Here is a 12,257-nt window from a genome sequence, read left to right on the forward strand (position 1 = left end):
AGCAACGCCCTTCTAAGGCGTGTGTCGAAGGTTCGAATCCTTCTGCGCTCATTAATAAAGATTCTGTTTTTTACAGGATCTTTTTTTTTATAATTTATTGTATTAAAAATTATTATATCAAAAGTAAATAAAATCTAAAAAAATAAATCTATAATTATATAATAAAAAAATTAAGAAAATATAAAAATAAATTAAAAATAAATTTAACATTAATAAAGAAATTAATAAGTTCTTTATGATATAAATAATTTGTGTATTTTAATTCTTATATATAGTATAATATTTAATGTGAGAGATTAATATTAAAATGAGATGAATTAATAATAATATTTTTAATATAAATAAAAATATAAGGAGGAAAAAAAGTGTTAGATTTTGGTTCTTTTGTTGGAGAATTTTTAGATATGATATACCAAATGGGTATTAACGATATACTTGATATAGCAATAGTGACATATTTATTTTATAAGATATTTATGTTTATAAAAGATACAAGAGCAGAACAGGTTTTAAAAGGTCTTTTAATATTACTTGTTGCAACTGGAGCTAGTAAAATATTCAAATTACACACAATTTATTGGCTATTAGTAAAATCTTTAGAAGTTGGTTTTATTCTTCCTTTCATAATATTCCAGCCAGAGCTAAGAGCAGGATTAGAACATATAGGAAGAACAAAATTAAAAATATTCCAAAAACAATCAGTGGTGTCTGAAGAAAAATTTAATCATGTAATAGATGAAATAGTTGAGGCTCTATATTCATTAGCAAGACAAAAGATAGGAGCTTTAATTGTTATGGAAAGAGAAACTAAGTTAAATGATATAATAAATACAGGTACAATACTAGACTCTGAAATATCACGACAGTTATTAGTAAATATATTTATACCTAATACACCATTACATGATGGTGCTGTTGTTGTTAGAGAGTCAAAAATAAAGGCAGCGGCTTGTTTCTTGCCATTAACACAGAGTAAAGATCTAAGTAAAGATTTAGGAACTAGACATAGAGCAGGTGTAGGTGTTAGTGAAGTGTCTGACTGTTTAACTTTAATAGTTTCAGAAGAAACAGGAGGAGTTTCAATAGCAAAATCAGGTAAATTATATAGAGATATTACAAAAGAAAGAATGAAGAGTATATTATCTCATAATCTTCAGGCTAAAAAAGAAGAAAAGAGCTCTTTTATAGGAGGATTATTTAAATGATGAGACTAAAAAATAATACAAAAGTAAAGTTAATTGCACTATTCAGTGCAATAGCGCTATGGATGTATGTAATTGCAATAGTAGATCCAGAGGATACAAAATTAATAGAAGATATACCAGTAACAGTTAGTAATCTAGACGAATTAGATGAGAAAGATCTTGTGATTTATCCAGATGAATCTCTATTATCAAGTATGAATATAAGTGGAAAACTATCAAATGTAAAAAACATAGATAAAGATGATATAAAGGTATATGGAGAAATTGATAATCCTATAGAGGGAAAAAATGAAGTATACTTGAGGGCAAATATGTCAGAAAGGGTAAGTCATGAATTTACTCAAAGCACAATAATTGTCAATTTAGAGAAAAAAATAAGTAAAAATCTAAAAATAGAAATAAATATGAGTGATGAAAATAAAGAGAATATAGATTCTATAAAATTAGATGAAGAGTATGTAACTGTTTCTGGTCCTAGAACACAGATGGCTAAGGTAAAAGGTGTTATAGGAAAGGTAGATTCATTAAAAGATGTTGATAAAAAGAATATAACTAAAAAAGTTAGATTAATTGCAGTAGACGAAAATGGAAAAGAAGTAAAAGGATTAGATATAGAAAATCCATATGTATATTTAAATATAAAGATGCTAGATTCTAAATCAGTACCTATAAAAGTATCACTTAATGGTGACGATTTACCAACATATAAATTAAATGAAGAAAAAGTTTTAATAACTGGTAAAGAGGAAGTGCTAAAAAATATACAATACATAGAAACTGAATCTGTAGATACTGAGGAATTAAAAAATAAAAAAAGTATAGAAGTGAGTTTAGTTATACCTAATAATATAAAATGTACTGAAAACAAAGTTAGAGTAAGTTTAGATAGGTAAAACGTTTTCGTTGAATCTATAAAAATATTTATGTTAAAAGTGACATACAATTAAATAAAAAAGATGCAAATATATTGAATTGTGTGACAAAAGATAGAATTGATATTTACATAACAAATAATAAGTATAAAAAATTAAGTTTACTATTTTATAAAAAAATGTAAATATGTATAAATATAGTAAGATTATATTTAATAATATAAATGTAAATATAAATATTCTGAAAATAAAAACGATTGAATTGAATATTGTTTAATAAAGTAAAGAATAGCACATGGAAAATATAAAAGTAGAATTCTAAAAAAATCAAGTTGCAATGAAATATAAATTTATTTTTGTTAAATTTATATTTTTATTGCAACTTATTTATTTTAGAGATATTATAAATATATAATGTATTTTGAATGGCATATTCTGTAAAAAAATAAAATGATACATATCTGGAAAACGATTTATTTTGTTTTAATAATAGAGTATAATATAATTATGATATACAAATAAAAAATACTACTACGAGGTGGAGTTTATGAAAAACTTTGAAGAAGTTATAAAATTTGCAAAAGAAAGAGGACCTAAAACAATATCAGTTGCTTGCTGCCAGGATAAAGAAGTTTTACTTGCAGTTGAAATGGCAAGAAAAGAAGGCATAGCAAACGCTATATTAGTTGGGGATATAGCTAAAACAGAACCTATAGCAAAAGAATTAGGAATAGATTTAGCTAACTATGAATTAATAAATATAGAAGATTTAGTAGAAGCTTCAAGAAAAGCTGTTGAACTTGTTTCATCAGGAAAAGCTGATATGGTAATGAAAGGAATAGTTGATACATCAATAGTTCTTAAAGCAGTATTAGACAAAGAAATAGGTCTAAGAACTGGTAAAGTATTAAGCCATGTTGCAGTATTCGATGTTAATGGATTTGACAGATTATTCTTCATAACTGATGCAGCTATGAACTTAGCTCCAGATGTTGCAGCTAAAAAACAGATAATAGAAAATGCAGTTGATGTTGCACACGCATTAGATATAGAAGTGCCAAATGTTGCATGCTTATGTGCAAAAGAAAAAGTAAATCCAAAAATGAAAGATACAGTTGAAGCAGCAGAACTTCAGGAAATGTGTGAAAAAGGTGAAATAACTGGTTGTGTAGTAGGTGGACCATTTGCACTAGATAATGCAGTTTCAGAAGAAGCAGCAGCTCATAAAGGTGTTAACCATCCAGGTGCTGGAAAAGCTGATATACTATTAGTTCCAGATATAGAGGCTGGTAACGTTCTTTACAAATCAATGGTATTCTTTGCACAGGCTAAAAATGCAGGTGTAATAGTTGGAGCAAAAGCACCAGTAATACTTACTTCAAGAGCAGATACAGAAGAAACTAAATTAAACTCTATAGCACTTGGAGTTCTTATGGCAGCTAAAACTGCAAAATAATTTAACTTTGATTAAATCTAAAATATAAAATTATTTTAGATTATATAAAAAGCTACAAAATAGCTTGAAATTTATATTTTTTAATTAATTTATTAGACAATAGGTTTTTAAATTTTACAGGAGGTAAAAACTACATGAGTAAAGTAAATAGAATATTAACTATTAACCCAGGTTCAACATCTACAAAAATAGCTGTTTTCGATGATGAATCATTAGTATTTGAAAAAACACTTAGACACTCTTCAGAAGAAATCGGAAAATACGACAAAATAGCAGATCAGTTCGAATTCCGTAAAGGTGTTATAGAAGACGCTTTAGCTGAAGGTGGAGTGAAAACATCTGAATTAGACGCTGTTGTAGGTAGAGGTGGTCTTTTAAAACCTATAAAAGGTGGAACTTATGCAGTTAATGCTGACATGGTAGAAGACTTAAGAGTTGGTGTTTCAGGAGAACACGCTTCTAACCTTGGTGGAATAATAGCTAAACAGATAGGTGATGAAGTAGGAGTACCTTCTTTCATAGTAGACCCTGTTGTTGTTGATGAATTACAGGATGTAGCTAGAATATCAGGAATGGCTGATATAGAAAGAACAAGTATATTCCACGCTTTAAATCAGAAAGCAATAGCAAGAAGATATGCTAAAGAAGTTGGAAAATCATACGAAGACGTTAACCTAATAGTAGCTCATATGGGTGGAGGAATATCTGTAGGAGCTCACGAAAAAGGAAGAGTTATAGATGTTGCTAATGCATTAGATGGTGAAGGACCATTCTCTCCAGAAAGATCTGGTGGACTACCAGTAGGAAGCCTAATAAAAATGTGCTTCAGTGGAGAATATACATTAGACGATATGAAGAAAAAAATAAAAGGTAGTGCAGGACTTGTTTCTTATCTAAACACTAATGATGCAAGAGAAGTTGAAGAAATGATAGAAGCAGGAAATGAAAAAGCTAAACTTGTATATGACGCAATGGCATATCAGGTAGCTAAAGAAATAGGTGCATGTGCAGCTGTATTAAAAGGTAACGTAGATGCTGTATTATTAACAGGTGGTATAGCTTATTCAAAATCATTCACTAAAGAAATATCAGAAAGAGTTGGCTTCATAGCAGAAGTTAAAGTTTATCCAGGAGAAGACGAAATGATAGCTCTAGCTCAGGGTGGACTAAGAGTTCTTAATGGAGAAGAAGAGGCTTTAGTATATGGTAAATAAAGATAAAAGAATAAGAATAATAACTGGCCACTATGGTAGTGGTAAAAGTGAAGTTGCCGTTAACTATGTCGTACAGCTAAGAAAAGAAACAGAAGATAAAGTAGCACTTGCCGATCTTGACGTAGTAAATGTTTACTTCAGATCAAGAGAAAGAAAAGAAGAAATGAAAGCTATGGGTATACACCCTATAGATAGTTCAGTAGATGCACCAAGTTTAGACTTACCAGCTGTATCTGCTGAAGTTACAACTCCAATGAATGATAAATCTTATCAGTATGTTATAGATTTAGGTGGAGATAAAGTAGGAGCTAGGGTAATAGCAAGATTCCGTGGCTCAATACCTGACGACGAATATGATTTATTCTTTGTTGTCAATGCTAACAGAGAAAGAACTCAGACTGCTGAAGAAGTTATGGAATATATAGATGAAATTGAAGCAGCATCTCAGTTGAAAGTAACTGGACTTATAAACAATACTCATATGCTGAAAGCTACAACAGTAGAAGATGTATTAAAAGGACAGGAAGTTTCAAGAGAAGTTTCTAAAGCAAGAAATATACCTATAAAATATGTGGCTTGTTTAAGAGAGGTTGCAAACCAGCTTCCAGACGGATTGGAAGGAGAAATACTTCCAATAGATCTATATATGAGAGACGACTGGATGATGTAGTTTGGTTTCAAATAAAATGATAGTTTAAGGAGGCTTAAGCAAATGGCTAAAGGAAGAGTATCTTTTGATCAAAAGTACTGTAAAGGTTGTGGATTGTGTGTAGAAGTATGTCCAATGAAAATAATATCACTAGACACTGAAACAACAAATGAAAAGGGATATAACCCTGCTAGAGTAGTAGAAATGGAAAAATGTATAGGTTGTGCTAGCTGTGCAATGATGTGCCCAGACGTAGTTATAACTGTAGAAAGAGACTAATTATTTAATAAATAATCATAGGGGGGAATTTTAATGGCTAAGATACTTATGAAAGGTAACGAAGCGTTTGGTAAAGCAGCTATAGAAGCTGGATGTAAATATTTCTTCGGTTACCCAATAACTCCACAGAGTGAATTACCAGAATATTTATCAAGAGAATTACCAAAAGTAGGTGGAGCATTCGTTCAGTCTGAATCTGAAGTTGCTGCTATAAATATGGTTTACGGTGCAGGAGGATCAGGAGTAAGAGTTATGACTTCTTCATCTTCTCCAGGTGTTGCACTTAAACAGGAAGGTATAACATATGCAGTTGGTGCAGAAGTACCATGTGTTATACTAAACGTAATGAGAGGTGGTCCAGGACTAGGAAGTATACAGCCATCTCAGGCAGATTACTACATGACAACTAGAGGTGGAGGAAATGGTGACTACAGAACTCCAGTATTCGCTCCAGCTACAGTTCAGGAAGCAGTTGATATGATACAGGAAGCATTTGATGTTGCAGATTACTACAGAACACCAGTAATGGTTATGGCTGATGGTATGATAGGACAGATGATGGAACCAGTAGAATTTAAAGCTCCAGAAAGAAAAAGAGAATTACCTCCAAAAGACTGGGCTACAACTGGTACTAAAGGACAGAGAAAACCAAATGTTATAAACTCTTTATACTTATCACCAGAAGTTCTAGAAGAACACTGCTGGCACTTAAATGAAAAATTCAAAGCTATGGAAGCTAATGAAGTTCAGTATGAAATGTACAATACAGATGACGCTGAATTAGTATTCGTTGCTTACGGAACTACTTCAAGAGTTGTTAAAAATGCAGTAGATGATTTAAGAGCAGAAGGATTAAAAGTTGGTTTAATAAGACCTAAAGTTTTATGGCCATTCCCAAATGAAGCATTTACAAAAATACCTAATGCTAAAGATTTATTCGTTGTAGAAATGTCTATGGGACAGATGATAGAAGACGTTAAACTTGCATGTGAATGTAAATTACCAGTTCACTTCCATGGTAGACCAGGTGGTATGGTTCCACTACCAAAAGATTTAACAAGACTTGCAAAAGAAATACTTTCAGGAGGTGCTAAATAATGGCTGTTGTATTTGAAAGAACTAAAGGGCTTCAGGAAGTCCAGACTCACTACTGTCCAGGATGTACTCATGGTATAATCCACAGATTAGTAGCTGAAGTTTTAGAAGAATTAGGTGTTTTAGGTGACACTATAGGTGTTGTTCCAGTTGGATGTTCAGTTTTAGCATATAACTACTTCAACTGTGATACACAGGAAGCTGCTCACGGTAGAGCTCCAGCTTGTGCAACAGGAATAAAAAGATGCCAGCCTGACAAAGTAGTATTCACTTATCAGGGAGATGGTGACTTAGCATCTATAGGTGCTGCAGAAATAGTACATGCTGCAAACAGAGGAGAAAAAATAACTACTATATTCGTAAATAATGCTATATATGGTATGACTGGTGGACAGATGGCTCCTACAACATTAGTTGGACAGAAAGCTACAACTTGCCAGGATGGTAGAAATCCAGAAATAAATGGATTCTCTTTAAGAATATCTGAAATGTTAGCTACAATAGAAGGTGCTGTATTCGTAGAAAGAGTAACTGTTGATACTCCTGCACACGTAAGAGCAGCTAAAAAAGCTATAAAGAAAGCTTTCCAGGTTCAGTTAGCTGGAAAAGGATTCTCTATAGTTGAAGTATTATCTACTTGCCCAACAAACTGGGGTAAAACTGCACCAGATGCATTACAGTGGTTAAGAGATAACATGATACCATACTATCCTTTAGGAAACTTTAAAGATATAGATCTTGATGAACAGGAGGTGAAGTAAATGTCTACAGCTAGAGTAATATGTGCAGGCTTCGGAGGCCAGGGTGTTATGTCTATGGGACAGTTACTAACTTATGCAGGAATGCTAGAAAATAAAGAAGTTTCTTGGTTACCATCTTATGGACCAGAAATGCGTGGAGGTACTGCTAACTGTGCGGTAACAGTATCTGATCACGAAGTTGGTTCTCCATTAATAACTGATGATGCTACAGCAGCTATATTAATGAACTTACCAGCATTCCACAAATTCCAGAACGATGTTATACCTGGAGGAAAAATATTAGTAAACTCTTCTTTAATAAAAGAAAAAGTTGCTAGAGATGATGTAGATGTTTATTATATACCAGCAAACGAATTAGCAGCTGAATTAGGTAACCCTAAAGTTGCTAACATGATAATGTTAGGTGCTTACTTAGGTGTATCTGGAACTGTTTCAGTTGATTCTGTTCTTGAAGCATTCAAAAAAGTTTTCGGGGAAAGAAAAGCTAAATTCATACCACTAAACAGATCAGCATTAGAAAAAGGTATAGAAGCTACACAGAAATAGATTTTTGTTTAGGTAAAACTAAATTATCATATATAGAAAGTTATCGATTATTCGATAACTTTCTTTTTTTGTACAAAAAACTATCAAAGACCTTATTAATATCTATTTATATTAATAATAAAAATATTTCTATTGAGTTTTTTATTGATAAGTAATAAAATAGTCTTATGTAAAAAGATAACGTTTATAAATAAAAGAATAATAATAAATGTATAATGAAAAGTATAAACTATTTAATTAAATTTTGAGAGAATTTAAAAAAAGAAAAATAAATACAAAAATAGTAAAAAAGATTAACTAGCAAATAATGAAAAAATGAGAATGTTATAAAACAAAGAGGATTTAATTTATACCGGGAAAGGGCGAATAGTATGAGAAAATATTTTGGAACTGATGGAGTAAGAGGAGTAGCAAATACAGAGCTTGACTGTAACCTTGCATACAAACTAGGTAGAGCAGGCGGTTATGTCCTTGCAAAAGGAGATCACAGAGTAAAGGTTGTAGTAGGTAAAGATACTAGAATATCTGGAGATATGTTAGAAGCAGCTTTAATATCAGGACTTATGTCAGTAGGTTGTGATGTTATAACAGTTGGTGTAATACCTACACCTGCAGTTGCATATCTAACAAGAAAATACAACGCAGACTGTGGTGTTGTAATATCTGCTTCACACAATCCAGTAGAATTTAATGGAATAAAATTCTTCAATAAAGATGGATTTAAATTAGATGACAATATAGAACTAGAAATAGAAAAATATATAGACGATATAGATGCTGTTAATGCAAATCCAACAGGAACAGAAGTTGGTAAAAGAATACATAGACATGAAGCTCAGAATGAATATGTAGATTTCTTAATAGAATCTGCGGGAGTTGACTTAACTGGTAAAAAAATAGTTCTAGATTGTGCAAATGGTGCAGCTTCAAAAGTAGCTCCAGAGGCATACAGAAGATTAGGGGCTGAAGTAATAGCTATAGCTGCTGATCCAGATGGAACAAATATAAACGATAAATGTGGTTCAACTCATCCGGAAAATTTACAGAAAGTTGTGGTTGAAGAAGGAGCAGACTATGGGCTTGCATACGATGGAGATGCAGATAGATTAATAGCTGTAGATGAAAAAGGTAATATAGTTGATGGCGATAGAATAATGATACTAAGCGCTATAAACTTAAAGAAAAAAGGTAAACTAGCTAAAAATACTCTTGTTGTTACTGTAATGACTAATATAGGTCTAAAGATAGCAGCAAAAGAAAATGATATAGACCTTGCTATAACAAAAGTAGGGGATAGATACGTAATGGAAGAAATGCTAAAAGAAGGATATGTTCTTGGTGGAGAACAGTCAGGACATTTAATATTCCTAGACAACAATACAACTGGGGACGGTACATTAAGTTCACTAGTATTATCAGGAATAATAGCGGAAGAAGGAAAAACTCTTTCTGAATTAGCATCTGTTATGGAACAGTATCCTCAGGTACTTATAAATGCAAAGGTTAAAAATGAAAATAAAAATAGATACATGGAATTCCCAGAGGTTAAAGCTGAAATAGAAAGAATAGAAAAACTTCTTGATGGAGAAGGTAGAGTTCTTATAAGACCATCAGGAACAGAACCTCTTGTGAGAGTTATGTTAGAGGGTAAAGAAGTAGAACAGATAAAAGAATTAGCAACTAATCTTGCAGAACTTATAAAAGAAAGACTTGCTTAGTTGTAAAATTACGGAGACGGGAACACTTTTGTTTCCGTTTCTGTTTTTAGCGCCAGAACTTGTAAAATAAATAAAATTTCAAGTTGACGAGGTCAGAGTTAATCGAATATTCGGCGGGTGCTCTGCGGTGTATTTACCATCGTAAAATTTCTTCAAAACTTAGAAGTGATTCTTTGGACAAAGGGAAATTTGAGTAAATAATTTTTTTATCACTACTTCTAAAAATATATATTATAAATAATTTTTAGGAGGCACAGAATTATGTGTGGAATAGTTGGGTACTTAGGACCAAAAAATGCATCAGAGGTGATAGTTGATGGACTATCAAAATTAGAGTACAGAGGTTATGATTCAGCGGGTGTTGCTGTATGCAATGATGGTGAATTAGAAATCAGAAAATTCAAAGGTAGACTTGCTGTACTTGCAGAAGACATTGAAAAAAATGAAATGAAAGGTAATTTAGGTATAGGACATACAAGATGGGCTACTCATGGGGAACCATCAGATGTAAACTCTCATCCTCATTTCAATATGGACAAAACAATAGCAGTTGTCCACAATGGTATAATAGAAAACTACATGGAATTAAAGGAAGAATTAAAAGAAGATGGAGTAGAGTTCAGATCAGAAACTGATACAGAGGTAATAGCTCACTTAGTAGATAAATACTACGAAGGAAATCTTCTTGATGCTGTTTACAAAACAGTAGCTAGATTAAGAGGAGCTTATGCACTAGGTGTTATATGCAAATATAACGAAGATGAATTAGTAGCTGTTAGAAAAGACAGTCCTCTTATAGCAGGTGTTGGAGAAGGAGAAAACTTCATAGCTTCAGATATACCAGCGCTTTTAAAATACACTAGAAAAGTATACTTCCTTGAAAATGGAGAAGTTGTTCACATAAAAGGAAATGAACTTAAAATATATGACGCAGAAAGAAATCCTGTTGAAAAAGAGATATACGATGTAAAATGGGATATAGAAGCAGCTTCAAAAGGTGGATACGACTGTTTCATGCTTAAAGAAATAAATGAACAGCCAGAAGGTGTTAAAAACACACTTGAAAGAAGACTAGACGAAAATGGAAACATAGTATTAGATGGAATCCATTTAACAAAAGAAGACTTAGATAGTATAAATAGAATATATATAGTTGCTTGCGGTACAGCATACCACGCTGGATTACTTGGAAAAAATGCTTTAGAAAAATACCTAAAAGTTCCAGTAATAACAGATATAGCATCAGAATTCAGATACAGTGATAACTTTGTAGATGAACATTCTTTAGTAATACTTGTAAGTCAGTCTGGGGAAACAGCTGATACACTAGCAGTTTTAAGAGATTCAAAAGCTAAAGGTGCTAAAATACTTGCAATAACAAATGTTGTAGGTTCATCAATATCAAGAGAGGCAGACGAAGTATTCTATACTTGGGCTGGACCTGAAATAGCAGTTGCTTCAACAAAAGCATACACTACTCAGATAACTTCTTTATATATGATAGCTCTAAACTTTGCTCTTGAAAAAGGAACAATAACTAGAGAAGAATATTTATCAACTATAGAAAAAATGAAAAAACTTCCAGAAAAAATTCAGAAAGTATTAGATAACCAAGATAAAATAAAAGAAACTGCTGAAAGAATAGTTTCTAAAGAGCATGTATTCTTCCTTGGAAGGGGAGTTGATTACTCACTAGCTATGGAAGGGTCTTTAAAATTAAAAGAAGTTTCATATATACACTCAGAAGCATTTGCGGCAGGAGAATTAAAACATGGAACAATAGCTCTTATAGAAGAAGGAACTCCGGTAATATCTATAGCAACACAGGAAAACTTATTTGAAAAAATGGTATCAAATATGCAGGAAGTAAAAGCAAGAGGTGCATTTGTTGCATCAATAGCCCAGGAACACAATAGAAGTGTAGAAAAAGTTTCTGATGAGGTAATATACATACCAAACTGCGATGATATGTTAGTTCCTATAGTTGCAGTTGTACCAATGCAGCTACTAGCTTACTATGTATCAACAATGAAAGGACTTGATGTAGATAAACCAAGAAACCTTGCTAAGTCTGTTACAGTTGAATAATGTATAGAAAAAAACTATAATAGTTTAGATTTATAAGCAAATTGAAAAAATATTTTAGTAAGAAAAGTAATAAATAAAAATATAAAGTAAAGCTATGCAAATTTTGTGAATAAGAAATAAGCATAGCTTTTTTCTTGTTTGAAAATAAAGTAGACAAAGGTTATCCTGTTTTTATAAGAAATTAAGATTGACAAATAATTGTTGAAAAAAATTTTAATTTTCTATATAATGTATAATGTATTTAATGAGTTTAGGAAAAGGGAAAGCATAAGATTGATACCTTAGGGTATAATGCTATTATATTAATTTAATTGTGATATTTTTAACTTTAAGAGGTTGGTTTAAAATGCAATTTTATGATGATAATTTGTTTT

At 31.6% G+C, this 12,257-nt stretch carries 11 protein-coding genes; all 11 read left to right on the forward strand.

The genetic code is table 11. The annotated features are described in order from the left end of the window. Positions 1 to 365: 365 nt before the first annotated feature. The 11 genes from cdaA to glmS all read left to right on the forward strand — a co-directional run bounded on the left by cdaA (position 366) and on the right by glmS (position 11,883). Positions 366 to 1,205: a diadenylate cyclase CdaA gene (cdaA, locus tag DWX74_RS05195; RefSeq protein WP_118549020.1), complete on the forward strand. Its 840-nt coding sequence runs from the start codon at positions 366 to 368 to the stop codon at positions 1,203 to 1,205. Beyond that, positions 1,202 to 2,098, forward strand: coding sequence for a CdaR family protein (locus DWX74_RS05200; protein ID WP_118549021.1), 897 nt, complete (start codon positions 1,202 to 1,204; stop codon positions 2,096 to 2,098). The genes cdaA and DWX74_RS05200 overlap by 4 nt, the downstream gene beginning before the upstream one ends. A 526-nt stretch (positions 2,099 to 2,624) precedes the next feature. Next, on the forward strand, positions 2,625 to 3,533 hold the full coding sequence (gene ptb / locus DWX74_RS05205; RefSeq protein ID WP_118549022.1) for a phosphate butyryltransferase: 909 nt from the start codon (positions 2,625 to 2,627) through the stop codon (positions 3,531 to 3,533). Positions 3,534 to 3,667: 134 nt separating this feature from the next. Further along, positions 3,668 to 4,747 (forward strand): butyrate kinase, encoded by a 1,080-nt coding sequence (gene buk / locus DWX74_RS05210; protein ID WP_006438924.1) that lies wholly within the window; start codon positions 3,668 to 3,670, stop codon positions 4,745 to 4,747. Beyond that, positions 4,737 to 5,417 (forward strand): ATP-binding protein, encoded by a 681-nt coding sequence (locus DWX74_RS05215; RefSeq protein ID WP_118549023.1) that lies wholly within the window; start codon positions 4,737 to 4,739, stop codon positions 5,415 to 5,417. Before buk ends, DWX74_RS05215 begins: the two co-directional genes overlap by 11 nt. Before the next feature lie 42 nt (positions 5,418 to 5,459). After that, complete coding sequence (locus DWX74_RS05220; RefSeq protein WP_006438926.1) at positions 5,460 to 5,675, forward strand: 4Fe-4S binding protein; 216 nt, start codon at positions 5,460 to 5,462, stop codon at positions 5,673 to 5,675. Positions 5,676 to 5,708: 33 nt separating this feature from the next. Continuing rightward, positions 5,709 to 6,773 (forward strand): 3-methyl-2-oxobutanoate dehydrogenase subunit VorB, encoded by a 1,065-nt coding sequence (locus DWX74_RS05225; protein WP_006438927.1) that lies wholly within the window; start codon positions 5,709 to 5,711, stop codon positions 6,771 to 6,773. Further along, positions 6,773 to 7,531, forward strand: a complete 759-nt coding sequence (locus tag DWX74_RS05230) for a thiamine pyrophosphate-dependent enzyme (protein WP_118549024.1) — start codon at positions 6,773 to 6,775, stop codon at positions 7,529 to 7,531. The genes DWX74_RS05225 and DWX74_RS05230 overlap by 1 nt, the downstream gene beginning before the upstream one ends. Beyond that, positions 7,532 to 8,077, forward strand: coding sequence for a 2-oxoacid:acceptor oxidoreductase family protein (locus tag DWX74_RS05235; protein ID WP_118549025.1), 546 nt, complete (start codon positions 7,532 to 7,534; stop codon positions 8,075 to 8,077). It abuts the gene before it with no gap. Between the two features lie 371 nt (positions 8,078 to 8,448). Further along, positions 8,449 to 9,795, forward strand: coding sequence for a phosphoglucosamine mutase (gene glmM / locus DWX74_RS05240; RefSeq protein ID WP_118549026.1), 1,347 nt, complete (start codon positions 8,449 to 8,451; stop codon positions 9,793 to 9,795). A gap of 261 nt (positions 9,796 to 10,056) precedes the next feature. Continuing rightward, positions 10,057 to 11,883 (forward strand): glutamine--fructose-6-phosphate transaminase (isomerizing), encoded by a 1,827-nt coding sequence (gene glmS, locus DWX74_RS05245; protein ID WP_118549027.1) that lies wholly within the window; start codon positions 10,057 to 10,059, stop codon positions 11,881 to 11,883. The last annotated feature ends 374 nt before the right edge of the window (positions 11,884 to 12,257 follow it).

It is taken from the genome of Peptoclostridium sp. AF21-18 (genome assembly GCF_003478825.1).
Classification (GTDB): Bacteria; Bacillota; Clostridia; order Peptostreptococcales; family Peptostreptococcaceae; genus Peptacetobacter.

Coding starts and splice junctions, on each gene's coding strand:
- DWX74_RS05230 (WP_118549024.1), top strand. CDS start 6,773: ATGGCTGTTGTATTTGAAAGAACTAAAGGGCTTCAGGAAGTCCAGACT.
- DWX74_RS05200 (WP_118549021.1), top strand. CDS start 1,202: ATGATGAGACTAAAAAATAATACAAAAGTAAAGTTAATTGCACTATTC.
- glmS (WP_118549027.1), top strand. CDS start 10,057: ATGTGTGGAATAGTTGGGTACTTAGGACCAAAAAATGCATCAGAGGTG.
- DWX74_RS05215 (WP_118549023.1), top strand. CDS start 4,737: ATGGTAAATAAAGATAAAAGAATAAGAATAATAACTGGCCACTATGGT.
- DWX74_RS05235 (WP_118549025.1), top strand. CDS start 7,532: ATGTCTACAGCTAGAGTAATATGTGCAGGCTTCGGAGGCCAGGGTGTT.
- DWX74_RS05225 (WP_006438927.1), top strand. CDS start 5,709: ATGGCTAAGATACTTATGAAAGGTAACGAAGCGTTTGGTAAAGCAGCT.
- glmM (WP_118549026.1), top strand. CDS start 8,449: ATGAGAAAATATTTTGGAACTGATGGAGTAAGAGGAGTAGCAAATACA.
- buk (WP_006438924.1), top strand. CDS start 3,668: ATGAGTAAAGTAAATAGAATATTAACTATTAACCCAGGTTCAACATCT.
- DWX74_RS05220 (WP_006438926.1), top strand. CDS start 5,460: ATGGCTAAAGGAAGAGTATCTTTTGATCAAAAGTACTGTAAAGGTTGT.
- ptb (WP_118549022.1), top strand. CDS start 2,625: ATGAAAAACTTTGAAGAAGTTATAAAATTTGCAAAAGAAAGAGGACCT.